The following is a 25,349-nucleotide window of genomic DNA, read 5'->3' on the forward strand; positions in this document are numbered from 1 at the left end:
CATACGCTGGCCCCATGTCAGCGATCCGTCTCCTCGTGCTCGGCGCGGTCCGTATGCACGGGCGGGCCCACGGCTACCAGGTCCGCAACGACCTCGAGTACTGGGGCGCGCACGAGTGGTCCACCGCCAAGCCCGGGTCGATCTACCACGCCCTGAAGCAGATGGCGAAGCAGGGGCTGCTGTACGCGCACGAGATCGCCCCGTCCACGGCCGGCGGCCCCCCGCGCACCGAGTACGAGCTCACCGAGAAGGGCACCGAGGAGTACTTCGCCCTGCTGCGCGACGCGCTGACCACGTACGACCAGCGGGGTGACGTGAAGACGGCGGCCGTCGGCTTCGTGGTCGACCTGCCGAGGGCCGAGGCGGTGGCGCTCCTGAAGGAGCGCACCCGGCGGATCGAGGAGTGGCGGTCCTCGGTCCTGGAGCACTACGTGCCCGAGGAAGGGCCCGGACAGCTCGGGCACATCGGCGAGATCATGAACATGTGGGTCCACACGGCCGACTCCGAGGCCGAGTGGACCCGCGGACTGATCGAGCGGATCGAGGGCGGCGCGTACACGTTCGCCGGTGAGGGCGAGCCGTTCGTCGGCGTCCTCGCCGAGGGCCAGGAGAACCCGTACGCGACGGGGGAGCGGCACCCCGAGGACGACCGCTGATCGACTTTCGAGGCGTGAGGATGCCGGACCCTCGGTAGGCCACTTGGACTATCGACCCATCGGCATCGGCATCGGCATCGACGCGCGACGTGGGCCGCTGCGGCCTCTAGTGGTGGAATCCGGTGGCCGAGCCCCGGTCCCGGGTCAGTGGCCCCGGCTGGCTGCGCAGCTGGGGCAGCAGCCGGCCCAGATCCTCCGTGAACAGCTCCGCGAGGTCGGCCGAGAAGCCGTTGCGGCACACCACCCGCAGCACGGACAGGTCCTGGCGGTGCGGCGGGAAGGTGTACGCGGGCACCAGCCAGCCGCTCTCCCGCATCCGCCGGGAGACGTCGAAGACGTCGTACGCCTTCACGTCCGGCGCGGTCGTGAAGGCGAAGACCGGCAGCTGGTCGCCCCGGGTCAGAAGCCGGAAGTCACCGAGCGCCTCGACGCGTTCGGCTAGACCCGTGGCCACGTCCCGCGCGGCCTGCTGCACGGCACGGTATCCCTCCCGGCCCAGCCGCAGGAACGTGTAGTACTGCGCGACGACCTGCGCGCCCGGGCGGGAGAAGTTCAGCGCGAAGGTCGGCATGTCGCCGCCCAGGTAGTTCACCCGGAAGACGAGCTCCTCCGGCAGGGCCTCCGCGTCACGCCACAGCGCCCAGCCGACGCCCGGGTAGACCAGCCCGTACTTGTGCCCCGAGGTGTTGATGGACGCCACCCTCGGCAGCCGGAAGTCCCACACGAGGTCCTCGTCGAGGAACGGCGCGACCATCGCGCCGGACGCCCCGTCGACGTGCACGGGAACGTCCAGACCGGTCCGCTCCTGCACCGCGTCCAGCGCCGCGCACAGCTCGGCGATCGGCTCGTACGACCCGTCGAAGGTGGAGCCGAGGATCCCGACGACCCCGATGGTGTTCTCGTCGCACAGCTCGGCCGCCGCCTGCGGGTCCAGGTGGAACCGGTCGCCCTCCATGGGCACCTGACGGGCCTCCACCTCCCAGAACGTGCAGAACTTCTCCCAGCAGACCTGGACGTTGACGCCCATGACGAGGTTGGGGCGCGCGCCCGGATACCGGTCGGCGTTGCGCCGCGCCCACCGCCGCTTCAGCGCCATCCCGGCCAGCATGCAGGCCTCGCTCGACCCGGTCGTCGAGCACCCGACGGCCGCGGCCGGATCCGGGGCGTTCCACAGATCGGCCAGCATCGCCACGCACCGCCGCTCCAGTTCGGCGGTGCGCGGATACTCGTCCTTGTCGATCATGTTCTTGTCCCGGCACTCCGCCATCAGCACTCCGGCCTGCGGTTCCATCCAGGTCGTGACGAAGGTGGCCAGGTTCAGCCGGGCGTTGCCGTCCAGCATCAGCTCGTCGTGCACCAGCTGATACGCCGTCGCCGGCGGCAGGGGGGTGTCGGCCAGGCGGTGCCTGGGCGGAGCCTCGGTCATACCGCCGGCGGGATTGGCCTCACCGTGGAAGGGGTTGACCGACAGCAGGGACTTGTCGGACCTATCGGGACCTTTGTGCAGCGGCATGCCTACGACGGTAGGTCCGGAAAGCGGGGCTTGCACCTCACGTCGCGTAAGGGCTCACCGTGGAGTGCGTAAGAGGAAGGGAGCGGAAGTGAACTACTCCGTGGGACAGGTCGCCGGGTTCGCCGGCGTCACGGTGCGCACCCTGCACCACTACGACGCCATCGGCCTGCTCGTCCCCAGCGAGCGCAGCCACGCGGGTCACCGGCGCTACAGCGACGCCGACCTCGACCGGCTGCAGCAGATCCTGTTCTACCGGGAGCTCGGCTTCCCGCTCGAGGAGGTCGCGGCCCTGCTCGACGACCCGGACGCGGACCCGCGCGCACATCTGCGCCGCCAGCACGACCTGCTGACCGCCCGGATCGAGAAGCTGCAGAAGATGGCCGAGGCCGTGGAGCACGCCTTGGAGGCACGCAGGATGGGCATCAACCTCACACCGGAAGAGAAGTTCGAGGTGTTCGGGGACTTCGACCCCGACCAGTACGAGGACGAGGTGCGCGACCGCTGGGGCGACACCGACGCCTACCGGCAGTCGCGGCAGCGCGCCGCCTCCTACACCAAGGAGGACTGGCAGCGGATCCAGCGGGAGGCCGACGAGCTCACCCGGCGCTTCGTCGCCCTGATGGAGGCCGGCGAGTCCGCGGACTCCGACGCGGCGATGGACGCCGCCGAGGAGCACCGCCGGTGGCTCTCCCGCAACCACTTCGACTGCGGGTACGACATGCACACCTGCATCGGTGAGATGTACGTCGCGGACGAGCGGTTCACGCACAACATCGACCAGGCGAAGCCGGGCCTCGCGGCCTACCAGCGCCAGGCGATCCTCGCCAACGCCGCCCGTCACACCTCGTGACCCCCTGGCCCGGGGACTACTCCCGGGCCAGGACCACCGCCGTGCCGTACGCGCACACCTCCGTGCCGATGTCCGCCGCGTCCGTCACATCGAAACGGAACGCCAGCACCCCGTTGGCGCCACGCGCGCGTGCCTGCTCCACCAGCCGGTCCATCGCCTGGTTGCGGGTCTGCACGAGCGTCTTGGTGAGCCCGCGCAGCTCACCGCCGACCACGGACTTCAATCCGGCGCCGATCTTGCTGCCGATGTGCCGGGACCGCACGGTCAGCCCGAACACCTCGCCCAGCACCCGCTCCACCCGGTAGCCGGGGATGTCGTTGGTGGTGACGACCAGTACGTCCGGATCGGGTCCCTGCCCGCCGCCGAATTCGTCGATGCTCATGGCTCCCAGCTTTGCTCCGGCGGAGCCACGGTGCATCCTGGGTACCCCCATGGAACCTGGGGCCCCTTGGCTGCGTTGATAATTTGGGCAGCCAGCCCCAGCCCGTCCCCCCAGCAGCAGGAGCCACATCCCCGTGACCACGCTTGCGCTCGGCCCCGAGTGGCTCGACCCGCACTACCTGATCGAGACCTTCAGCCTTCCCGGCATCCTGCTGATCGTCTTCGCCGAGTCCGGGCTGTTCGCCTTCCTCCCCGGCGACTCCCTGCTGTTCACGGCGGGCCTGTTCGTGGCCGAGGGGACCTACATCAGCCAGCCCCTGTGGCTGGTCTGCACGCTGATCGTGATCGCCGCCGTCGTGGGCGACCAAGTCGGCTACATGATCGGCAAGTTCCTCGGCCCCAAGCTCTTCAACCGGCCGAACTCCAAGCTTTTCAAACAGGAGAACCTGGACAAGGCCCACGAGTTCATGGAGAAGTACGGCCCCAAGGCGATCGTCCTGGCCCGCTTCGTCCCCATCGTGCGCACCTTCGCCCCCATCGTGGCGGGCGCCGGCCGTATGAAGTACCGCACGTTCTTCACGTACAACGTCATCGGCGGCATCGCCTGGGGCACCGGTGTCACCGTCGCCGGCTACTGGCTCGGCCAGATCGACTTCATCAAGAAGAACGTCGAGGCGATCCTCGTCCTGATCGTCCTCGTCTCCGTGGTCCCCATCATCGTCGAGTACCTGCGCGAGCGCTCCAAGAAGAAGCGCGCCGCGGACTCGTCCCCGGCGGCCGCGCAGCCCCACCCCCCGGTCATGGACGACGCGACGACCCAGCTCCGCCGCATCTCCCCGACCGAGGAGCCCCCGCAACAGCGGCCCCAGCAGCACCCGTACGGCCACCAGGGCGGCTACGACCAGCAGTACTACGGCCAGTACCCCCAGAACCATAGCCAGAACCAGAGCCAGGACTACGGCTACCAGCAGGGCGGACAGTACCCCCGCAACCCGGGGTACTGAGCCGACCTCAAGGGGCGCTGGGGCCGGGCTCGCCATGCGGCTCGGGAACACACCGAGCTGCCGGCCGGCCCGGCGCTAGAACCCCCGCGTCCTCTTCGCCGCGCGCCGCTTCTCCGCGGACCCGATCCGCAGGAACATCCGCGAGATCTCCGACCCGAGGTTGACGCCGATCGCGATGGCCATGGCGAGCGCCACCGCCTTGCTCAGGGACACCAGCCCCGCGTCGACCTCGTTCTGCGCGATGGCGAGAAGCCCGAAGTACGTCGCCGAACCCGGCAGCAGAGGCCCGATCGCCGCCGTCGTGTAGGGCAGCGCCGACGCGAAGCGGTAGCGCGACAGCAGCTGCCCGAACAGCCCGACGACACCCGCCGCGGCAGCCGTGGAGGCCACCGGCGAGATGCCCCCGGCGTAGTGCATCGCGCCATACACCACCCAGGCGACACCCCCGTTGAGGGTCACCCAGACCACCGTGGACCGTTCCTGCTGCAGCAGCACAGCGAAGGTCAGCGACAGCAGCATCGACGCGCCGATCTGCACGAGGGGCTGGTCCCCGGTGCCCAGGGCCGCGTCCGGGTTGAGCTCGGCGCCCACCTGCACGCCGAAGTACAGCACCACCAGCACTCCGGCGACGATGCCCACGACGAAGTACAGGACCTCCAGCAGACGCGCGGAGGCGGTGATGTAGAAGCCGGTCAGCCCGTCCTGGACGCCCGCCACCAGGGCCCGCCCGGGCAGCAGCGCGAACAGCCCACCGGTGATCACGGCGGACGCCTTCACGTCCACCTGCGCCACCGTCAGCGCGACCCCGATCGCGGCGGGCGGCATCGCGGCCACCGTGAACTGGTAGAACTCCGGCAGCCCGCGCCCCGCGCACAGCCACGCCAGCCGGTCCCCGAGCATCGCGCCCAGCATCGCCGCGATGAAGACGATCACGTCACCGCCGACGAGCACGGACGCCGCGCCCGCGAGCAGCCCGCTCGCCGTGGTCAGCGCCCAGCCCGGATAGGGGTGCCGGTTGCGGCGGATCTCCGCGAGCCGCCGGTAGGCCTCCTCCAGGGAGACCGCCGTCTCCGGGTCGCTCAGGTCGTCCACCAGCCGGAAAACGGCCGCCAGCCGCGTGTAGTCGGTACCCCGGCGGCGCACCGTGCGCGACGCCGTCACCGGGTCGTCCACCAGCGACGGCTGGTAGGAGATCGACAGCAGCGTGAACGTGACGTTCGGCTCGCACCGGTCCAGGCCGTAGGACCGGCACACGGCGAACATCGCCGCCTCCACGTCCTCGGCGCCTTCGCCGCCCGCCAGCAGCAGCTCACCGATCCGCAGCGTCAGGTCCAGCACGCGCGGGACCGCCGGCCCCTCGTCCTCGACCTTCTGCACCCGCTCCGGCGCGGGCCGCTCGGCCACCGGCATGCGCAGCATCGTGCGCATCCGGTCCTGCCAGGGCACGTCCTTGGTGAGGCTGACCACGGGTGTCCCGCTCGGCGGGGTGAACGCGGCCGGTGCGTGCCGGGCGCTGTAGGTACTGGGCGGGCTGAACGCCGACCCCTCCGGCTCAGCGGCCGGCGGCACCGGCACGTCGAGCCCCTCGGGGATCGCGAACTCCGACGTCGCCTCGGACTCCGTCCCCACCGCGCGGGGCACCGCGAGCCCCTCGGGGACCGCGAACTCGGACGTCGTCGACGACTCGTTGTCGACCGGCGTCGCGGCCCCGGCGGGCGGCGTCGGCGGGTAGGTGCTCCTCGCCTCGTCCGACTGCGGCTTGCGGTCCTCCACGTCCGTCACTGCGTAGCGCTCCCTGTACGACACCGTCCGTGAACCTCAGTATGCGCACCCGTATGCGCACAGATGGACGAACGGGCCGCACGCGCACGCGTGCGACCCGTGAGCATTGCCGAGCCCTCAGCGGGCCCAGGGGTGTCAGTGACCGCCCTGCTCCGTGAAACGCTTGTAGGACCGCTCGATCTCCGCCTCGGCGTCCGTGCGGCCCACCCAGTTGGCGCCCTCGACCGACTTGCCCGGCTCCAGGTCCTTGTAGACCTCGAAGAAGTGCTGGATCTCCAGGCGGTCGAACTCGGCGACGTGGTGGATGTCGCGCAGGTGCTCCATCCGCGGGTCGGACGCCGGCACGCACAGCACCTTGTCGTCGCCGCCCGCCTCGTCGCGCATCCGGAACATGCCGACGGCGCGGCACTTGACCAGGACACCCGGGAACGTCGGCTCGTCCAGGATGACCAGCGCGTCCAGCGGGTCGCCGTCCTCACCGAGGGTGTTCTCGATGAAGCCGTAGTCGGCCGGGTAGACCGTCGAGGTGAAGAGGTGCCGGTCCAGGCGAATCCGACCCGTCTCGTGGTCCACCTCGTACTTGTTGCGCGAACCCTTCGGGATCTCGATCGTGACGTCGAACTCCACCGGTGGCTCCTCCATGATCAGCACATAGTTCTGGTGGTTAAGTGTCCCTCACGCAGGTGTGTGATCGCGAAAGGGGCTGGTGGTCGTGCCAGAGCTGAGGCCTTGGCGGGCCGCGAGACCGCACGTGGTGCGGATCGCGGGCGCCGTACGACCACGTCTGGCACGGGCCGCGGACAGCGTACGACCGCACCTGGCCCGGGCCGCGGCGGCCGCGGGACCACGGATCACACGCCTCGCGCGAACCGTGCGACCGCAGACCCCCCGGACGCAGCGGACCTGGCAGTACACCGCGCGCGCCGCCACCGCCGGACTGGCGCTGGCCGCCGGAGTGGTGACCGCCGCCGGTCCCTGGGACTCCTCCGGTCAGCGTAAGGCCGAGCGGGACTGGGCAGCGGCCCAGGAACGCGCGGGTGGCACAGATCACCACGGCACGTCCGCCACGAAGCCCACACCGCCGCCTGCCCCCAGTGCCCCCGCCGTGCTGACCGGACTCGGCGGCGCAGGCCAGGCCGTCAAGGCCGCCCCGAACGGCAAGGCCCTCGCGGACGTGCTGGACCCGCTCCTGACGTCGCCGGCACTCGGCACCCGCAACGCCGCCGCGGTGGTCGACGTGGCCACCGGACAGCGCCTGTACGGCACCGGGTCCGGCACCGCGCTCACCCCCGCCTCCACGACGAAGATCGCCACGGCGGTCGCCGCCCTGTCGGCCCTGGGCGCGGACCACCGCCTCATCACCCGCGCCGCCCTCGAACCCGACACCGGCGAAGTCGTCCTGGTCGGCGGCGGCGACCCCACCCTCACCGCCCGCGCGGACGCCGACGGAGCGGCGAGCCTGCGCACCCTGGCCGACGAAACGGCCGGGGCCCTGGCCCAGCGCGGCATCCGCGAGGTCACGCTCTCGTACGACACGACCCTCTACGCGGGCCCCGAACGACACCCCATCGGGGTCAACGACAACCTCGCCCCCGTCACCGCCCTGATGACCGACGAGGGCCGCACCGACGACTCCACCAGCGGCCCGGCGCCGCGCGTGCCCGACCCGGCGGCACACGCCGCCCGCACGTTCGGCGACCTCCTCCAGGACCGCGGCATCAAGACGAAGGCCCCCGGCCCGTCGAAGGCCACCACCCGCGCCCAGACCCTCGCCACGGTCTCCTCGCCGCCGCTCTCGGCCCTGGTCGAGCGCATGCTCACCCACAGCGACAACGACATCGCCGAGGCCCTCGCCCGCCAGACGGCGATCGCCACGGGCAAGCGGGCCGACTTCGCCGGCGCCAGCGAGGCGATCACCGCCCAGCTGGCCGAGCTGGGCCTGCCCCTGGAAGGCGCCGCGGTCCAGGACGGCAGCGGCCTGAACCGCGCCGACCGCCTCACCGCGGACCTCCTCACCTCCCTCCTCAGGCTCTCGGCCGACCCCACCCGCCCCGACCTGCGCCCCGTCCTCACCGGCCTGCCCATCGCCGGCTTCACCGGCACCCTGACCAGCCGCTACAGCGACGGAGCGGCCGGCGTCGTACGCGCCAAGACAGGCACCCTGACGGGCGTCAACGCCCTGGCGGGCACGGTGGTCGACCAGAACGGCCGCCTTCTGGCCTTCGCCTTCCTGGCCACCGGCACGGCCGACCCGACCACGGCCCAGACGGCCATGGACAAGGCGGCGACCGCGCTGGCGGGCTGCGGCTGCCGATAGGCGACTGCCCTTCCCGGCCGCGGACCGCCCCGGCCAGCCGCCGGCCGCCCTGGCAGCCCGTCGGCCCGCACGCCCTGCCCCCGGCCCCGGCGCTCACGTACGGTTGACACATGACGAGCATCGGTGGCGCTGCCTCATCCGGCATGGTCGACTGGAATCTCGCGGTCGCGACCGCGACCCGGCTCGTACGGCCGGGCCCCGACGTCAGCCGCGACGAGGCACGCGCCGTCGTCGCCGAGCTGCGCCGGCATGCCAAAGCCTCGGAGGAACACGTCCGGGGCTTCACGCGTCTGGCCACCGAGGAGGGCCACGACACCCCGGTCCTCGTCGTCGACCGCCCGGGCTGGATCCGGGCCAACGTCGCGGGCTTCCGGGAGATCCTGCGCCCCCTGCTGGAGAAGATGCAGGAGCGGCGCGGCAACGCCCCCGGCGGCGCGGTCCTCGGCAGCGTCGGCGGCAAGGTCACCGGCGTCGAACTCGGGATGCTGCTGTCCTTCCTCGCCTCCCGCGTCCTCGGCCAGTACGAGACCTTCGCCCCCGCGACCCGCGAACTCCCGGCCGGCGAGAACGGCGGCGGACGCCTGCTGCTCGTCGCCCCCAACATCGTGCACGTCGAACGTGAGCTCGACGTCGAGCCCCACGACTTCCGCCTCTGGGTCGCCCTGCACGAGGAGACGCACCGCACGCAGTTCACCGCGGTGCCCTGGCTGCGCGACCACCTCGAGGGCGAGATCCAGTCGTTCCTGGGAGAGACCGACGTCGATCCCATGACTGTCCTGGAACGCGTCCGGGAAGCCGCCCAGACCCTCGCCGGCGGCCGCCCCGAGGGCGAGGAGGACGACGGCGGACGCTCCCTCGTCGACATCGTGCAGACACCCGCCCAGCGGGAGATCCTTGCCCGCCTCACCGCCGTGATGTCCCTGCTGGAGGGCCACGCCGACTTCGTCATGGACGGCGTCGGACCGGAGGTCGTACCGACTGTTGCGGAGATCCGCGAGAAGTTCCAGCAGCGCCGCGCCAAGGGCGCCTCCCGCCTCGACCTGGCCCTGCGCAAACTGCTCGGCCTGGACGCCAAACTCCGGCAGTACCGGGACGGCGAACGCTTCGTGCGGGCCGTCGTCGACGAGGTCGGCATGGACGGTTTCAACCGCGTGTGGACCTCCCCGAACACCCTCCCGACCAAGTCGGAGATCGCCAAACCGGCGGACTGGATCGCGCGGGTGCACCGCAGGCCCGAGGCGTGAGCAACGGGGGAGGAGTCGTGAAAGGAATCCGGCCGACGGCAGGCGAACGCCCCTTCAATCACCCGTCCGAGGGACCGTGAGCGAGGGGTAGGCGTGCAATGCTCGGGGAACGGCCCGGTTCTGTCACCATCTACACACTCTGCGTGACCGAAACCTCGGGCTCACCCCCGACAACTCCATGAAGGGACGGGACATGGGTCCCCATCCTGCGGTCGCGGCGATACGCCTGGCGGTCCGCCGCGTCCTCCACGACATCCTCACCGAACACGGCCGCATCACCGACGAGCCCCCGCGCGCCACGGTCCCCGAGCCCGCGCGCGCGACGGCGCACGCCGGCGGACACCCCCGCGCCCACCGCACCCCGCACGAGCAGCCGCCCCCGCCGCTCGTGCTCGTGGCGTGTTCCGGCGGCGCCGACTCCATGGCGCTCGCCTCCGCCCTCGCCTTCGAGGCTCCCAAGCTCGGCATCCGCGCCGGCGGCGTCACCGTCGACCACGGGCTCCAGCCCGGCTCCGACCTGCGCGCCGACGAGGTCGTGCTGCGGCTGCGCGAACTCGGCCTCGACCCGGTCGAGTCCGTCGCCGTGACCGTCGGCCGCGAAGGCGGCCCCGAGGCAGCCGCCCGCGACGCCCGCTACGCCGCCCTCGACACCGTCGCCGAACACCACGGTGCCGCCGCCGTCCTGCTCGGCCACACCCGCGACGACCAGGCCGAAACCGTCCTGCTCGGCCTCGCCCGCGGCTCCGGCATCCGCTCCCTGTCCGGAATGGCCGCGGTCTCGGGGGCCGGCGGCCGTTACCGCCGCCCCTTCCTCCAGCTCGACCGGCAGACCGCCCGCAAGGCCTGCATGGCCCAGTCCCTCCCCGTCTGGGACGACCCCCACAACGCAGACCCCGCCTACACCCGGTCCCGCCTGCGCCACGAGGGCCTGCCCGCCCTGGAGAAGGCCCTCGGCAAGGGCGTCGTCGAGGCCCTGGCCCGCACCGCCCAGCTCTCCCGCGACGACGCCGACGCCCTCGACGCCTGGGCCGCCCAGGCCGAGAGCACCGTCCGCGACGCCGCGGGCCTCCTGGAGTGCGCCAAGCTGTACGCCCTGCCGCCCGCCGTACGCCGCCGCGTCCTGCGCCGCGCCGCCATCGAGGCCGGCGCCCCGGCCGGTTCGCTGTTCGCCCGCCACATCGAGGAACTCGACCGGCTGATCACCGGCTGGCGCGGTCAGGGAGCCATCAATCTCCCCGGCAAGGTCGTCGCCCAGCGCCAGGGTGGCAGACTGGTGATTCGGCAAGGCTGAATCCTGACCCCGCCGGCGGGACCCGGGGCGGTTCCGGACCAGCCGGTGGGACGACCGAAAGTGATGCGGGTGGACGCGAAAGACATGGGTGCCGACCTCAAGCAGGTACTCATCACCAAGGAAGAGATCGACGCCAAGCTGGCCGAGCTGGCCGCGAAGATCGACGCGGAGTACGCGGGCAAGGACCTGCTCATCGTCGGCGTCCTCAAGGGCGCTGTGATGGTCATGGCCGACCTCGCCCGGGCGCTGTCCACCCCCGTCACCATGGACTGGATGGCCGTATCCTCGTACGGGGCGGGCACCCAGTCCTCCGGTGTGGTGCGGATCCTCAAGGACCTCGACACCGACATCAAGGGCAAGCACGTCCTCATCGTCGAGGACATCATCGACTCCGGCCTGACCCTGTCCTGGCTGATCTCCAACCTCGGCTCGCGCGAGCCCGCATCCCTCAAGGTGTGCACGCTCCTGCGCAAGCCCGAGGCCGCCAAGGTCGCCATCGACGTGGAATGGGTCGGCTTCGACATCCCCAACGAGTTCGTCGTCGGCTACGGCCTCGACTACGCCGAGAAGTACCGGAACCTCCCGTTCGTCGGTACGCTCGCGCCCCACGTCTACGGCGGCTGAACCCCCGTCCGGGGCGTCGGTCACGGTGATCGGGAACCCCAGCGGGTCTCGCGCCGTTGGAGCATGCGTAGGCGGGATTGCCAGCCGTCCCACGCGGCTTCAGGTGACAATGCTGGGGTACCGTCCGAAGAACAGCCTTTATCAAACTCACTATGGCAGGAGGGACGGGGCGGCACCGCTCCGTATGGATGGACGTGAAGCGATACTTCCGTGGGCCGGTCATGTGGATCGTGCTGGCCGTCCTTGCCGTGGTCGTGTTGATGCAGGTCGTCGGCTCGTCCGGCGGCTACAAGACGGTGGACACGGGCCAGGTCGTCCAGGCGATCAACCAGAACAGGGTCGAGTCGGCCAAGCTGACCACCGGCGACGAGCAGACCATCAAGGTCGAGCTCAAGGACGGTGAGAAGGTCGAGGGCAGCACGAAGATCCAGGCGAGCTACATCGGCGATCAGGGCCGTGACCTCGCCAACGTGCTGCAGAACAAGTACCAGGACAAGCAGATCCCGGACGGCTACACGGTCTCGCCGTCCAAGCAGAACCCGTTCGTCGGCATCCTGCTCTCCCTGCTGCCGTTCGTCCTGATCGTGGTCGTCTTCCTGTTCCTGATGAACCAGATGCAGGGCGGCGGCTCCCGCGTCATGAACTTCGGCAAGTCCAAGGCGAAGCTCATCACCAAGGACACGCCGAAGACGACGTTCGCGGACGTCGCGGGCTCCGACGAGGCCGTCGAGGAGCTCCAGGAGATCAAGGAGTTCCTCCAGGAACCGGCGAAGTTCCAGGCCGTCGGGGCGAAGATCCCCAAGGGCGTCCTGCTCTACGGCCCGCCCGGTACCGGCAAGACCCTGCTCGCGCGTGCCGTGGCGGGCGAGGCCGGTGTCCCGTTCTACTCGATCTCCGGTTCCGACTTCGTCGAGATGTTCGTCGGTGTCGGTGCCTCCCGAGTCCGTGACCTGTTCGAGCAGGCCAAGGCGAACGCCCCGGCGATCGTCTTCGTCGACGAGATCGACGCGGTCGGCCGTCACCGCGGCGCCGGCCTCGGCGGCGGTCACGACGAGCGCGAGCAGACCCTGAACCAGCTGCTCGTCGAGATGGACGGCTTCGACGTCAAGGGCGGTGTGATCCTCATCGCCGCGACGAACCGGCCTGACATCCTCGACCCGGCGCTGCTGCGCCCCGGCCGTTTCGACCGTCAGATCGCGGTCGACCGCCCGGACATGCAGGGCCGTCTGGAGATCCTCAAGGTCCACCAGAAGGGCAAGCCGGTCGCTCCCGACGTCGACCTGTCGGCGGTCGCCCGCCGTACGCCCGGCATGACCGGTGCCGACCTGGCCAACGTCCTGAACGAGGCCGCGCTGCTGACGGCCCGCAGCGACCAGAAGCTGATCGACAACCACATGCTGGACGAGGCGATCGACCGTGTGGTCGCGGGCCCGCAGAAGCGGACCCGGATCATGTCGGACAAGGAGAAGAAGATCACCGCGTACCACGAGGGCGGTCACGCCCTGGTCGCGGCGGCCTCACCGAACTCCGACCCCGTCCACAAGATCACGATCCTGTCGAGAGGCCGGGCCCTCGGGTACACGATGGTGCTCCCGGACGAGGACAAGTACTCCACGACCCGCAACGAGATGCTGGACCAGCTGGCCTACATGCTGGGCGGCCGCGCGGCCGAGGAGCTCGTCTTCCACGACCCGACGACGGGTGCCGCCAACGACATCGAGAAGGCCACCAACCTGGCCCGCGCGATGGTCACGCAGTACGGCATGACCGAGCGTCTCGGTGCGATCAAGTTCGGCGGCGACAACACCGAGCCGTTCCTCGGACGTGAGATGGCTCACCAGCGCGACTACTCGGAAGAGGTCGCGGCGCTCGTCGACGAAGAGGTCAAGAAGCTCATCGAGACCGCGCACAACGAGGCCTGGGAGATCCTGGTCGAGAACCGCGACGTGCTCGACAACCTCGTCCTCGCCCTCCTGGAGAAGGAGACGCTGGGCAAGGAGGAGATCGCCGAGATCTTCGCCCCGGTCGTCAAGCGCCCGCCGCGGCCCGCCTGGACCGGCTCCTCCCGCCGTACGCCGTCCACCCGCCCGCCGGTGCTCTCCCCGAAGGAGCTCGCACTGACCAACGGGGCGAACGGCGCGACGCCGGCGATCACCACCGCGAAGAGCACCGCCACGGAGCCCTCCGCGACGCCGGAGCGAGCCCCGGAGGAACGCCCCGAGAGCTGACCCGGCTCTCCCGGCGGCCCCACCGGGCCCGGAATGGATGCCGCGCCCCCCTGGTTCTAGCCTGGGGGGCGCGGCATTTCGCCATTTCTGCATGCCGCTGGTGAAAGACACAGGAACGAGGCACCACATGACCGACCCCGTGATGCTGGACGGCGAGGGCCAGATCGGCGAGTTCGACGAGAAGCGGGCCGAGAACGCCGTACGCGAACTGCTGATCGCGGTCGGCGAGGACCCGGACCGCGAGGGCCTGCGGGAGACGCCGGCGCGGGTGGCGCGAGCCTACAGGGAGATATTCGCGGGGCTGTGGCAGAAGCCCGAGGATGTGCTCACGACCACGTTCGACATCGGGCACGACGAGATGGTGCTCGTGAAGGACATTGAGGTGTACTCGACATGTGAGCATCATCTGGTGCCGTTCCGGGGTGTGGCCCATGTCGGGTACATCCCGTCGACCAGCGGAAAGATCACGGGCCTGTCCAAGCTGGCCCGGCTGGTGGACGTCTACGCCCGCCGCCCGCAGGTGCAGGAACGACTCACCACGCAGATCGCCGACTCGCTGATGGAGATCCTGGAGCCGCGCGGCGTGATCGTCGTCGTGGAGTGCGAGCACATGTGCATGTCGATGCGCGGCATCCGCAAGCCCGGTGCCAAGACGCTCACGTCAGCCGTGCGCGGGCAGCTGCGGGACGCGGCGACGCGCAACGAGGCAATGAGCCTCATCATGGCCCGCTGACGCCGTCCCGCCGCGCTGCCCGGCCTTCACACATGTCCTGCCCGCCTCGACCCTGGGTTCCTGCACTCTGGGTCCTGCGCGGCCCGATGTGTCTCACGCCGCCGGAGCTGTGCCCGCTCCGTTGTGTTCGTCGTCCTCGGGGAGTTTGCAGACGCGCTCCAGGAAGATGGCCGCCGCTATGACCGCAATGCCTGCCAGGACCGAGAAGGCGGCGTAGATGGCCTGGTCGCGGCGGGCGGGAATGTCCAGGGACTCCAGGAGGAAGACGCCGGTGCCTCCGTACATGCCGGCGACGAGGGCGGCGACCAGGGCGCTGGCCTGGCCGAAAACCACCGCTCGGGCCGCCATCAGCGGGTCGACGCCCTTGGCTTCCGGCTGACGTTCCCGCTGGGCCTTGAGGCGGGCGCGGATCGAGAGGGCCGTGGCGAGCAGGACGACGGCGATCACGGCCAGGACGATGGGGGCGGCCAGGGGGACGCTCGGGAGGGTCCCCACCGAGTTCCACAGGCGGGCGCCCGCCCAGGACAGCACCCCGGCCACGACGAAGACGCCGGCCAGCACCCTGATGCGCAGCTCTCTCACGGTGTCCCTTCAGTTCCCCCGGGGCCCACGGACTGTGGTCGTCTTGACCTTAACGGCTATTCGGGCAGCCGGAGTTCCAGGTCGCCGCGGGGTGCCACGCCGTCGCGGGTGACCGTGTCGAGGAGCGCGGCCACGGGGCCGCGGCCCGGAAGCTGCGCCTCGGGGTCCACGTCGTGCCAGGGGGCGAGGACGAACGCGCGTTCGTGGGCGCGCGGATGAGGGAGGGTGAGGTGCGGGTCGTCGGAGACGACGTCGGCGTAGGAAACGATGTCGACGTCGAGGGTGCGCGGGCCCCAGCGCTCGTCGCGGACGCGGTGGAAGGCCTCCTCGACGGCGTGCGCCCGCTCCAGCAGGGAGGACGGGGGCAGGGTGGTCTTCAGGACCACGACCGCGTTGAAGTACGAGGGCTGGGTGCCGGGCTCGACGCCCCAGGGCTCCGTCTCGTAGACCGGGGAGACGGCTTTGACGCGGACACCGGGGGTGTCCTCCAGGGCGTCGATGGCGCCCTGGAGGGTCTCCAGGCGGTTGCCGAGGTTGGCGCCGATGGAGATCACGGCCCGTTTCGGGTTGTGCAGGGTGGTGTCGGCGGCGTCGACCTTCTCGACGACGGAGGCGGGCACGGGCTGTACGGTCGGGTCGCTGGGCCCCTTGGTGAACGGCGCGGTCATACTCGGCTCCGGGTGATGGTGACGGTCACGTCGTCGAAGGGGACCGTGATCGGCGCGTCCGGTTTGTGGACGCAGACCTCCACCTCGTGGACGCCGCCGTGCTTCAGACACACCTGGGCGATGCGCTCGGCGAGCGTCTCGATGAGGTTGACGGGCTCGCCCTCGACGACGGCCACGACCTCCTCCGCGACGATGCCGTAGTGCACGGTCTTCGCCAGGTCGTCGTCCGCCGCGGCCGGCCGGGTGTCCAGTCCCAGGACGAGGTCCACGATGAAGGTCTGACCCTCCTCGCGCTCCTTGGGGAACACACCGTGGTGCCCGCGGGCCTTCAGGCCGCGCAGCGCGACACGATCCACGCGAATCACTCCTGCAGTCGTCGGTCTCGGCCGGGGGCGCCGCGTGCGGGCGGCACACCGGCCTGAAGTCGAATCTACCCGCGGCCGCTGACAGGGCCGGGCCACGAGGGCGTGGGTCACGCCCGGGCCAGGAGGATTTCACCGTGTGTTTCCCCTGGGGAACCCGGCGGCTCACGGGTCGGTAGCCGCCCCTACCCGCGGGTGGGTGATCCCAACCACTTCTCGCCACTTCTCGCCACTTCTTCGTCCCGGCGGTCCGTCCTTCTGTGCCGGTCCTTCTGTGCCGGTCACTTTCTCGCCGGCTCCCGCTTCGGCTCGGGGAGCCTGTGGCGCTCCCTGTGATGCGTCTACCCGTTCAGACGGGTGTGTCGTCGTCCGGGTTCTCGCCGTTGTCGTCGGTTTCGGCCAGGACGGGGGAGGCGTGGTGCGACCAGAGCTTCCAGCCGTCGGGTGTGCGCCGGAACACGTTGGTGGCGACCACCAGCTGGCCGACGAGCGGGCCGAGCTCGTCGTCGCCCTCGGGGGCCGGGCCGCCGCTGAGGATGTTCTCCGTGCAGGTCACGAGGGCGGTGTCGCCGGTGACCGAGACGTGCACGTCGGTGAGGAAGAACTGGATGTAGTCGGTGTTCGCCATGATCAGGGCGTACGACCTGAGGACCTCGCCGCGGCCGGTGAGCACGGGCCATCCGGGGTGCACGCAGGAGACCACGCCGGTGTCGGCCGGGTCGTGGTACGTCTCGTCGACCCCGAGGTCGGCGGGGGTGAGCCAGAGCGACGCCAGCTCCTCGAAGTCGCCGCGTTCCATCGCCTCGTAGAAGGCGGTGTTGGCGGCCTCCACCTGCTCGACGTCCGTGTGGGGGGCGCTCACCGGGTTCCTTCTGCGCGGTGCGCGCGGCTCGTCGTACGTGCTTCCTCGATGGCGTGGACGACCCGTACGGCGTCCGCCGTCGCGCGCACCTCGTGGACGCGGACCGCCCACGCGCCGGCGTGCGCGGCGAGTGCGGAGACGGCGGCGGTGGCCGCGTCGCGCTCGCGGGCGGGCGGGGATGCGCCGTCCGGGCCGGCGAGGACGCGGCCGAGGAAACGCTTGCGGGAGGCGGCGACGAGGAGGGGGTGGCCGAGGCCGAGGACCTGGTCGAGGCGGGCGAGGAGCGCGAGGTCGTGCTCGGCGTTCTTGGAGAAGCCGAGGCCGGGGTCGACGACGATCCGGTCGGGGGCGATGCCGCCCTCCAGGACGGCCTCCACGCGCGCGTGGAGTTCGTCGACGACCTCGGTGACGACGTCGGCGTAGACGCCCTCGACGTTGCCGCCCCGGAGGAAGCCGCGCCAGTGCATGACGACGAAGGGGGCGCCCGCGTCCGCCACCACCGGGATCATCGACGGGTCGGCGAGGCCGCCGCTGACGTCGTTGACGAGGCAGGCCCCGGCCGCCAGGGCCTGCGCGGCGACGGAGGCGCGCATGGTGTCGACGGAGATCGTGACGCCCTCGGAGGCGAGGCCGCGCACGACGGGGATGACGCGCCTGAGTTCCTCCGCCTCGTCGACCCGGGTGGCGCCGGGACGGGTGGACTCGCCGCCGACGTCGACCAGGTCGGCACCCTCGCTGACCAGGGCGAGGCCGTGCTTGACGGCGGCCGTCGTGTCGAACCAGCGGCCGCCGTCGGAGAAGGAATCGGGGGTCACGTTGACGACTCCCATGACCGCGCAGCGGTCCCATGCGGGCAGGCCCGCCACGTGGCGGCGGCCGGTCTCATAGCTCATGTGTTCAGCGTAGGCGGTGCGCAGGCGCGACTCCGTGGCGGGATTTTCTTTCCGGCCCGCCCCGGCGTTCGCCGGCTGGATGTGTCGTGCGTGAGCCTGGGTGCTGCCTGGCTGGTCCCTGGGGTGGTGCCTGGGGTGGTGCCCGGCTGTGTCCGCGTCCGCCCGTGTCGGGTGCGTGCGGTGTCGGGTGGGTGGCCCCGTCCGTCGTCCGGCCGGGCGGGACGCGTGGCGCACTTGTCGCGGGTTGTGCCTGGGCTGGGCCGCGTGGGCGCCCGCGCCCGCCCGGTTGTGGTGGCGCTTATCCGTCCCCGCCCGCGCCCGTCCGGCTTGTGGTAGGTGCCCTGTTCGCCCGGCTGGTGGCGCTTGACCGCGTCCGAGGTCTCCCGCCGCCGCCCCTGACCCGCGCCCACTCCTCCCACGGCACGGCCCGAGCGGAAGCCCCGGGGCGGGGGGCTCGGCTTCCGCTCGGGCCTGTTCGGGGGTCCTGGTGGGCCGGTCGGGTCATGCCGCTCTGATGTTGCGTTCGGAGGTCGGGCCGGGGGTGCTGTGGGCGCAGGGGCGTCGGGCGGTCGCGCGGCGGTGGCGCAGGAAGCGGGGGAGCGGCAGGGCGAGGTTGACGAAGCCTTCCGCCTGCATGGCGGCGAAGCCGATGCGGGGCAGGTCGGCGGAGGCGCGGTAGACGACGAAGCGCGGCTCCCAGCGCGGCTGGAACTTGGCGTTGAACTTGTACAGGGACTCGATCTGGAACCAGCGCGAGAGGAACACCAGCAGGCCGCGCCAGGCGCGCAGCACCGGACCCGCGCCGATCTTCTCGCCGCGTGCCAAAGCCGAGCGGAACATGGCGAAGTTCAGCGAGACGCGTTCGATGCCGAGCTTGGGGGCGGCCTGGAGCGCGGCCACGATCAGCAGCTCGTTCATGCCGGGGTCGGCCGAGCGGTCGCGCCGCATCAGGTCCAGGGAGGCGCCGTCGGTGCCCCAGGGCACGAAGTGCAGGACGGCCTTCAGGTCGCCGTACGGACCCGGCTCGGCGTCGGTCTTGTGGGCGGTGGCGACGAGGCAGTCCCCGTCGCCGGGGTCGCCGATGCGGCCCAGTGCCATGGAGAAGCCGCGTTCGGTGTCGGTGCCGCGCCAGTCGTCGGCGGCGCGGCGGATCCGCTCCAGCTCGGCCTCGCCGAGGTCACGGACACGTCGTACCCGGGTTTCGTAACCGGCCCGCTCGATGCGCTTGACCATCTGGCGCACGTTGCGCATCGCGCGGCCGGCGAGGGAGAAATCCTTGACGTCCACCACCGCCTCGTCGCCCAGTTCGAGGGCGTCCAGGCCGGTCTCGCGGGTCCAGACCTCGCCGCCGGTCTCCGAGCAGCCCATCACGGCGGGGGTCCAGGAGTGTGCCCGGGCCTCGTCCATGAAGCGCTCGATGGCGCCCGGCCACGCCTCGACGTCGCCGATGGGGTCGCCGCTGGCGAGCATCACGCCGGAGACGACGCGGTACGTCACGGCCGCCTTGCCGCTGGGCGAGAAGACGACGGCCTTGTCGCGGCGCAGCGCGAAGTGGCCGAGGGAGTCGCGGCCGCCGTGCTTGTCGAGCAGGGCGCGCAGCCGGGACTCGTCCTCGGGGGTGAGGCGGGCGGCCGGGTGCTCGGGGCGGAAGGCCAGGTAGATGGTGGTGACGGCGGTGAGCAGGCCGAGGGCGCCGAGGGAGAAGGCGACGGTCCAGGAGGTGTTGCCGCGGTAGTCGACCGGGCCCTCGAAGCCGAACAGGCCGTACAGGACGTGGGTGAGGCGGTCGGCCAGGCTCGGGTCGCCGACCATGCGCTCCGTGTGGACGCTGACGATGAGCAGCCCGAGGAGGAGCGAACCGGCGCTCATCAGGACGAAGTTGGCCAGCGCCCGCCACCGGCTGCGCGGGTCGGGCAGGGCCGCGAACTGGTCGCGGTGGCGCAGCAGGGGCGCCAGCAGCGCGAGGGAGATCAGCACGCCGACGATCGAGTGCCGGTAGGTGAACTGCGCCACGGCGCCGGCCGGCAGCAGGGCGACGGCGGCCCGCCAGGCCCGGCGCTTGCCGCGTCTGAGGCCGTGGGCGAGCAGCAGCAACAGCACACCGGCGCTCAGTGACAGCGCGGCCGCGAACGGGCCGAGCGCACCGGGCAGCACCTCCGCGATGGCGTGCATACGGCTGTGCCGGAACCGCGGGAAGACGCCCGCGGCGATGTCCACGAGGCCCACGAGGGCACAGGCTCTGCCGACGAGGACGGGAACGGCCTCGGGGCGCGGACCGCGCACCAGGCGGCGCACACGGCTTGTCGGGTTCGTACGGCTCGTGCCGCGCGCGCGGTTCGGAACCTCGCCCGACATTTCCTCATCTGTCCTGACAGACATCGCATCCCGTAGTTCTGCAGAGACCTTGGATCCGGTGCCGATTCGGGCATCCGGCGACATTGCGCCCTCTAGGACGGTGTCTCGGGGGGAGAGGTTCACTCCGCTCGTCAAAGCCGGTTCAAAGCTCAAGGAAAGCCCGGGGCAAGCCCTCGCGAAGGACGTGGGGACGGCTGTGCCCGGGCGGAAAGCGCAGGCGGGTAACCACGCATAGGTCTCACGAGCAAAGAGGTGCTGGGGCTGGCGGTCCTGGCCGCGGTGTTGCTGTTCGTCGGCACGGTGTGGCTGTGGCCACGGCTGGCCCGGCGCGGCTGGCGGGCCGTCTGCGGGCGGGTCGGCCTGCTGCTCGCCACCCAGCTGGCGATCTTCGCCGCGGTGGGCCTGGCCGCCAACCAGGCCTTCGGGTTCTACGCCAGCTGGTCGGACCTGTTCGGGATGGAGAAGGACCAGGGCGTGGTCGTCGACCACGCGGCCGGTGGTCCGCTGCGGGTGGCCGACACCCGCCGGGTGCCGGGAGCGGGCAGCGGCCGGCCGCAGGTGAGCGGCGCGATCCAAGAGGTGGGCATCGTGGGCCGTACCACCCGGATCGCCACGCCCGCGTACGTGTACCTGCCGCCGGAGTACTTCCAGCCGCAGTACCGGACGCGGAGGTTCCCGGTGGCCGTCGTCCTCACCGGCTATCCGGGCACGGCCTCGGCGCTGGTGGAGAAGCTGCGCTATCCGCGCACGGCCCTGGAGCTGGCCCGCGAGGGCCGGATGGAGCCGATGATCCTGGTGATGCTGCGGCCGACGGTGGCTCCGCCCCGGGACACCGAGTGCGTGGACGTCCCGGGCGGTCCGCAGACCGAGTCGTTCTTCGCCAGGGACCTGCCCGACGCCGTACGCGCGCACTACAGGGTGGCGAGGGAGCCGCGCGGCTGGGGCATCGTCGGCAACTCCACGGGCGGCTACTGCGCGCTCAAGATCGCCCTGCACCATCCCGGTGTGTACGCCGCCGGGGCGGGCCTGTCGGCGTACTACAAGGCGCCGATCGACCCCACCACGGGCGATCTGTTCCACGGTGACAAGGAACGCGAGAACCGGGCCGACCTGTTCTGGTACCTCAAGCACATGCCCGCGGCCGACACTTCACTGCTCGTCAGCAGCAGCAGGACCGGGGAGTCCAACTACAAGGACACGCTGAGGTTCATCGACCGGGTCAAGGCGACCGGGCTGACGCGGATCTCGTCGATCATCCTGGAAAGCGGCGGACACAACTTCAACACCTGGCGGCGGGAGATTCCGGGAACGCTGCAGTGGATCAGCGAGCGGCTGACGGCCGACCGGTGAAATGATCTTGCGGGAATTCCACTGGCCGTGCCGCGGAGTTCCTGATTCCCTGTGAATCCATCCGTGCGGCTTTGTTTTTGCGGGGCGGGGCACCACGATTCCCCTACGCGCGGTAAGTTTCTGGCCATGCCACGTGGACGTCACCGCCATTCCCCACCTCTGCACAGGCTGCTGCCGCCCTCGGCGATCGCCGGCGTCTCACTCGTCTGCGCGCTCGGCCCCTGGGTGTTCACGGCGCCTGGTGTGCTGCGCACGCTGGCCGCGGCCGGCGCGGCCACGGCGCTCGTCGGTGCGGCCGTGATGCGCCGCTGGGACATCCAGGCCGGCAAGCAGGTCGCCGACCTCACGCGCGCGCGTGCGAGCGACGAGTGGCGCTTCGAGGAGCGGGTCGCCGAACTGGAGGCCGACCTGGAGGAGTCGCGCGAGCTGCGCGTGAAGCTGGAGCAGCGGCTGCGGGCCAAGCGCGCGGAGCTGGCGGGGCTGCGCAACGAGCACGCGGCCCTGCTGCGGCGCTACGCCACGGCGGAGGCCGACCGGGCGAGCGTGCTGGAGGAACGCCGGGTCCTGGAGATAGAGGCCGCGGCTCCCGCCCGCGCGCTGACGGCGGGGCCGGCCACGGCCGGTCCTGAGGCGACCGGTCCGCAGACGGCTCGCCCGCAGACGGCGGCCGGTGCTGGGTCGACCCATGCCGAGGCGTCCGGTGATGAGGCGTCCGGTGCGGAGACCGCCGGGGTGGACGCGGCGCCCGAGGGCGGGAGTGAGCCCGAGGCAGTCGAGGAGAAGCCGGCGGTTCCCGCGGTGTTCTCGCCGGAGGGCTCCCAGCTGTTCCTGAGGGCGAAGGCGGCGCTGGCCCGGTTCGACGGCGACACCCCGGACCGCGACACCCGGGACAGCGACACGTCGGACGGCGTCGCCCCGGACGGTGGCGGCACGGACGGCGTCGCCCCGGACGGTGACGGCACGGACGGCGTCGCCCCGGACGGTGACGGCACGGACGGTGACGGCACGGCAAAGACCGACGCGACCGACAAGGACGGCGACACACCCGACGGTGACACGCCCGACGGCGACGGCGCCCCCAAGGGTGACGGCACCCCCGAGGACGACGATGCCCCGCAGGGCGACGGCGTCCCGCACGGCGACGCGGCCGGGTCCACGACGGAGCAGTCGCAGCGCGAGCCGGCGGACGAGCCGCAGGGACCGTCCGAGGCGGCCGAGGGGCCGGAGCACGCGACCGCCGCCACCTCCACCGCCGCGCGGCACGACCAGCCCGGCCAGCAGCCCTCGGGGCACTTCACCGTGCCGACCGCGGTGGCGGTCGTACCGCCGACCGCGCCCGTGCGGCGCCCGGTGACCGAGGGCGGGTTCGACTTCTTCGGCACGAAGAAGGGCACGTCGCCGGCCGCCCTGGAGGCCGTCCAGAACGAGGACCTCGCCGACGTCGTCGGCCAGGAGGCGCTCGCCCTGCACAAGGCCGAGACCGAGGCGCAGTTCAAGCCGGCCGGCGCCGAGTCGCGGGCCGTGGGCCAGGTCATCGACCTGACGGCGCACGACGAGACGGAGCAGATCGACGTCCAGGGGCTGCGCAGCGCGGCTTCCTGACGGACGTACGACCGGCTGCCCGCGGCTCGTTCACCGGGTCGCGGGCAGTGCCGTGTCCGCGTCTGCGCGACGGCGGCCCCTCGGCGGTCCGCGCCCGTCGGCGGCGTCGACGGCGGTGCCGCCGCCGTCGACGCACGGTCGTACGTCAGGCCATCCACCGGTCCGGCCGCGCGTCCCTGCGCCCCGTCCGCGACCTCTCCGCCTGCGCCCGCAGCAGCTCCGCCGCCTCGGAGGCGTCCCGCAGCCGCGCCGTCACCGTCTTGCCGGCGCCCGTGTCCACGTGCACGTCGGCGACGCCACGGGCCCGCTCCCAGGGCCCCTGTGCCAGCCGTACGCTCTGCACCTTGGCGTGCGGCACCAGCGCCAGGCTCCGCCGCAGCAGCCCAAAGCGGGCCGCGAACACCGCGTCGGTGACGGCGAGGCCGTACCCGCGCCACCACACCGGCACGCACCACCGGGCCCGCCGCGGCGGCCGCGACAGCGCCTCGTGCGGCGGCACGGTCACCCCGGGCAGGACGCGCGCGACGACGGCCTGAGCGACCTCGCGCGGAGCGACCGGCACCAGCAGGGAGTTGGACGAGCCCGCCACGTCCAGCTCCACCCGCACCCAGCCGCGCCGCCGCCACAGCAGCGGTTCCACGATCCGTACGGTCTGCACCCGCCCCGGCGGCACCGTCTCGTGGGCGCGGTCGAGCAGCCCGTGGTCGACGCGCAGCCCGTCGGGGGACTCGCCCACCGTCCAGTCGTACTCGGTGACGAACCGTCCCACGCTGCTCGCCCCGGCCGCGCCGAGCAGCGGCACGGCGGCCGCGAGCACCGTCCACGGACTGCCGCTGACCAGCCACACCACCGGCACCACGACCAGCGCGACGAGCAGCCACCCCCAGGCCGCCCCGGTCAGCGCCAGCGACAGGGCCAGCACGCCGGGCGGCACGCGCAGCAGCCGCGTGGACGGCGCCTCGCCGACCTCGTGCGCGGTCTCCGGTGCGAAACCGGCCGCCCGCGCGAGCAGTTCGGCCCGCAGCGCCCGTGCCTCGTCGGCGCCGAGGAAGGCGAGTTCGTCCTTCTTGTCCGTGCCTACGACGTCGAGTCTGAGCTTGGCGACACCCGCGATCCGGGCGAGCAGCGGCTGGGTGACGTCGATGGCCTGGACGCGTTCCAGCCGGATGTGCGCGGTGCGGCGGAACACCAGGCCGGTGCGGATGCGCAGTTCGGTGTCGGTGACCGCGAAGTGCGTGAACCACCAGGAGCAGAAGCCGTACAGCGCGGCGGCCGGGACCACCACGGCCAGCGCGATCAGCATCGTGTCCGTCGTCAGCCGGGTCAGGTGGCGCTGCGCCTGGTCGGGATCGTGCACCGCCCACCCGACGAGCACGGCGACCGGCGCCCACGCCCGCCTGAACGGCGTGACGGGGTGCAGCCGCCGCTCGGCCACGGGCGGCCTGTCGCGTACGGCGTCGTCGACGCCCGGCGCCGTCACAGGCCCGCCGATCGGGCCTCGCCCAGCTCGGTGAGCCGGTCACGGAGCCGTTCCGCCTCGGCCGGGTCCAGGCCCGGGATGGTGGCGTCGGTGGCCGCGGCGGCCGTGTGCAGCTGCACGCTGGCCAGCCCGAAGTGCCGCTCGACGGGCCCGGAGGTGACCTCCACCAGCTGCATCCGCCCGTACGGCACCACCGTCTCCTGCCGCCACAGCACGCCCCGGCTGATCAGCAGGTCGTCGGCGCGCTCGGCGTACCGCCAGGACCGCCAGTTGCGGCCGAGCAGCACCCAGCCCCACGCCGTCAGCGCGAGCGGCAGCAGCGCGAAGGCGGCCCAGGCGGGCCCGGCCAGCAGCCACGGCACCAGCGCCGTGGCGACGGTCGTCAGTCCCAGCCACACCACCAGCAGCAACCGCCGCATCCTCAGCAGCCCCGGCGGCAGCCCGGTCCACACCGGCTCGTCCCTCGTGTCGCTGGCCCCGGTGGGGCCCGGGGCTCCCCCGGCCCCCGCCGCCCCCGCCGTCGCCGCTGGTCCCGTGTTCTGCGGGCTCCCCGTCTCCATAGGGCCAGCGTA

Annotated in this window: 23 protein-coding genes; 11 read left to right on the top strand and 12 right to left on the bottom strand. The window is 71.8% G+C overall.

Annotation, left to right across the window (positions count from 1 at the left end; genetic code table 11):
• Positions 1 to 14: 14 nt before the first annotated feature.
• On the top strand, positions 15 to 656 hold the full coding sequence (locus ACFPZJ_RS11040; RefSeq protein ID WP_381019994.1) for a PadR family transcriptional regulator: 642 nt from the start codon (positions 15 to 17) through the stop codon (positions 654 to 656).
• Positions 657 to 762: 106 nt separating this feature from the next.
• Here ACFPZJ_RS11040 and ACFPZJ_RS11045 read toward each other — a convergent pair whose 3' ends face one another.
• Positions 763 to 2,169: a glutamate decarboxylase gene (locus tag ACFPZJ_RS11045; RefSeq protein ID WP_381019996.1), complete on the bottom strand. Its 1,407-nt coding sequence runs from the start codon at positions 2,167 to 2,169 to the stop codon at positions 763 to 765.
• 88 nt (positions 2,170 to 2,257) lie between these two features.
• Between ACFPZJ_RS11045 and ACFPZJ_RS11050 the strand changes: the two genes are divergently transcribed.
• Positions 2,258 to 3,019: a MerR family transcriptional regulator gene (locus ACFPZJ_RS11050; protein ID WP_381019998.1), complete on the top strand. Its 762-nt coding sequence runs from the start codon at positions 2,258 to 2,260 to the stop codon at positions 3,017 to 3,019.
• 16 nt (positions 3,020 to 3,035) lie between these two features.
• On the opposite strand, the gene ACFPZJ_RS11055 is transcribed toward ACFPZJ_RS11050, so the two are convergent.
• On the bottom strand, positions 3,036 to 3,401 hold the full coding sequence (locus ACFPZJ_RS11055; protein ID WP_381020000.1) for a YbjQ family protein: 366 nt from the start codon (positions 3,399 to 3,401) through the stop codon (positions 3,036 to 3,038).
• 133 nt (positions 3,402 to 3,534) lie between these two features.
• On the opposite strand from ACFPZJ_RS11055, the gene ACFPZJ_RS11060 reads away from it, so the two are divergent.
• Entirely contained in the window at positions 3,535 to 4,404 is an 870-nt protein-coding gene (locus ACFPZJ_RS11060) for a DedA family protein (RefSeq protein ID WP_381020002.1), read from the top strand.
• Positions 4,405 to 4,479: 75 nt separating this feature from the next.
• On the opposite strand, the gene ACFPZJ_RS11065 is transcribed toward ACFPZJ_RS11060, so the two are convergent.
• The gene (locus tag ACFPZJ_RS11065) at positions 4,480 to 6,186 is read right to left on the bottom strand and encodes a threonine/serine exporter family protein (RefSeq protein WP_381020003.1); all 1,707 of its coding nucleotides are present in this window, start codon (positions 6,184 to 6,186) and stop codon (positions 4,480 to 4,482) included.
• A 135-nt stretch (positions 6,187 to 6,321) separates the two neighbouring features.
• The gene (locus tag ACFPZJ_RS11070) at positions 6,322 to 6,813 is read right to left on the bottom strand and encodes an inorganic diphosphatase (protein ID WP_381020005.1); all 492 of its coding nucleotides are present in this window, start codon (positions 6,811 to 6,813) and stop codon (positions 6,322 to 6,324) included.
• 79 nt (positions 6,814 to 6,892) lie between these two features.
• On the opposite strand from ACFPZJ_RS11070, the gene dacB reads away from it, so the two are divergent.
• The 6 genes from dacB to folE all read left to right on the top strand — a co-directional run bounded on the left by dacB (position 6,893) and on the right by folE (position 14,623).
• Entirely contained in the window at positions 6,893 to 8,503 is a 1,611-nt protein-coding gene (gene dacB, locus ACFPZJ_RS11075) for a D-alanyl-D-alanine carboxypeptidase/D-alanyl-D-alanine endopeptidase (protein WP_381020006.1), read from the top strand.
• 110 nt (positions 8,504 to 8,613) lie between these two features.
• On the top strand, positions 8,614 to 9,747 hold the full coding sequence (locus ACFPZJ_RS11080) for a zinc-dependent metalloprotease (RefSeq protein ID WP_381020008.1): 1,134 nt from the start codon (positions 8,614 to 8,616) through the stop codon (positions 9,745 to 9,747).
• Positions 9,748 to 9,940: 193 nt separating this feature from the next.
• Complete coding sequence (tilS, locus tag ACFPZJ_RS11085; protein ID WP_381020009.1) at positions 9,941 to 11,038, top strand: tRNA lysidine(34) synthetase TilS; 1,098 nt, start codon at positions 9,941 to 9,943, stop codon at positions 11,036 to 11,038.
• Positions 11,039 to 11,101: 63 nt separating this feature from the next.
• Positions 11,102 to 11,662, top strand: a complete 561-nt coding sequence (hpt, locus tag ACFPZJ_RS11090; protein ID WP_055523757.1) for a hypoxanthine phosphoribosyltransferase — start codon at positions 11,102 to 11,104, stop codon at positions 11,660 to 11,662.
• A 188-nt stretch (positions 11,663 to 11,850) separates the two neighbouring features.
• Positions 11,851 to 13,890 (top strand): ATP-dependent zinc metalloprotease FtsH, encoded by a 2,040-nt coding sequence (gene ftsH / locus ACFPZJ_RS11095; RefSeq protein ID WP_381020010.1) that lies wholly within the window; start codon positions 11,851 to 11,853, stop codon positions 13,888 to 13,890.
• A gap of 127 nt (positions 13,891 to 14,017) precedes the next feature.
• Positions 14,018 to 14,623: a GTP cyclohydrolase I FolE gene (gene folE, locus ACFPZJ_RS11100; RefSeq protein ID WP_381020012.1), complete on the top strand. Its 606-nt coding sequence runs from the start codon at positions 14,018 to 14,020 to the stop codon at positions 14,621 to 14,623.
• 93 nt (positions 14,624 to 14,716) lie between these two features.
• Here folE and ACFPZJ_RS11105 read toward each other — a convergent pair whose 3' ends face one another.
• The 6 genes from ACFPZJ_RS11105 to ACFPZJ_RS11130 form a co-directional block, all read right to left on the bottom strand.
• Entirely contained in the window at positions 14,717 to 15,205 is a 489-nt protein-coding gene (locus ACFPZJ_RS11105) for a DUF3180 domain-containing protein (RefSeq protein WP_381020013.1), read from the bottom strand.
• Positions 15,206 to 15,261: 56 nt separating this feature from the next.
• On the bottom strand, positions 15,262 to 15,873 hold the full coding sequence (folK, locus tag ACFPZJ_RS11110) for a 2-amino-4-hydroxy-6-hydroxymethyldihydropteridine diphosphokinase (protein WP_381020015.1): 612 nt from the start codon (positions 15,871 to 15,873) through the stop codon (positions 15,262 to 15,264).
• Entirely contained in the window at positions 15,870 to 16,229 is a 360-nt protein-coding gene (gene folB, locus ACFPZJ_RS11115) for a dihydroneopterin aldolase (protein ID WP_381020017.1), read from the bottom strand. Before folB ends, folK begins: the two co-directional genes overlap by 4 nt.
• A 355-nt stretch (positions 16,230 to 16,584) precedes the next feature.
• Positions 16,585 to 17,097: a nuclear transport factor 2 family protein gene (locus tag ACFPZJ_RS11120; protein ID WP_381020019.1), complete on the bottom strand. Its 513-nt coding sequence runs from the start codon at positions 17,095 to 17,097 to the stop codon at positions 16,585 to 16,587.
• A complete protein-coding gene (gene folP / locus ACFPZJ_RS11125) occupies positions 17,094 to 17,990 on the bottom strand; it encodes a dihydropteroate synthase (RefSeq protein WP_381020021.1) in 897 nt (298 codons plus the stop codon). Before folP ends, ACFPZJ_RS11120 begins: the two co-directional genes overlap by 4 nt.
• 501 nt (positions 17,991 to 18,491) lie before the next feature.
• Positions 18,492 to 20,345, bottom strand: coding sequence for a phosphatidylglycerol lysyltransferase domain-containing protein (locus ACFPZJ_RS11130; protein ID WP_381020022.1), 1,854 nt, complete (start codon positions 20,343 to 20,345; stop codon positions 18,492 to 18,494).
• Between the two features lie 231 nt (positions 20,346 to 20,576).
• On the opposite strand from ACFPZJ_RS11130, the gene ACFPZJ_RS11135 reads away from it, so the two are divergent.
• Both ACFPZJ_RS11135 and ACFPZJ_RS11140 read left to right on the top strand, forming a co-directional pair.
• Complete coding sequence (locus ACFPZJ_RS11135) at positions 20,577 to 21,695, top strand: alpha/beta hydrolase (RefSeq protein WP_381020182.1); 1,119 nt, start codon at positions 20,577 to 20,579, stop codon at positions 21,693 to 21,695.
• 126 nt (positions 21,696 to 21,821) lie between these two features.
• Positions 21,822 to 23,297 carry a hypothetical protein gene (locus ACFPZJ_RS11140; protein ID WP_381020023.1) on the top strand — a complete coding sequence of 492 codons (1,476 nt, stop codon included), beginning with the start codon at positions 21,822 to 21,824 and terminating at the stop codon, positions 23,295 to 23,297.
• Positions 23,298 to 23,442: 145 nt separating this feature from the next.
• On the opposite strand, the gene ACFPZJ_RS11145 is transcribed toward ACFPZJ_RS11140, so the two are convergent.
• Positions 23,443 to 24,777 (bottom strand): PH domain-containing protein, encoded by a 1,335-nt coding sequence (locus tag ACFPZJ_RS11145; RefSeq protein WP_381020025.1) that lies wholly within the window; start codon positions 24,775 to 24,777, stop codon positions 23,443 to 23,445.
• Positions 24,774 to 25,337, bottom strand: coding sequence for a PH domain-containing protein (locus ACFPZJ_RS11150; RefSeq protein ID WP_381020027.1), 564 nt, complete (start codon positions 25,335 to 25,337; stop codon positions 24,774 to 24,776). Before ACFPZJ_RS11150 ends, ACFPZJ_RS11145 begins: the two co-directional genes overlap by 4 nt.
• Between the last annotated feature and the right edge of the window lie 12 nt (positions 25,338 to 25,349).

The organism is Streptomyces bullii, from assembly GCF_042657145.1.
Lineage (GTDB): Bacteria > Actinomycetota > Actinomycetes > Streptomycetales > Streptomycetaceae > Streptomyces > Streptomyces bullii.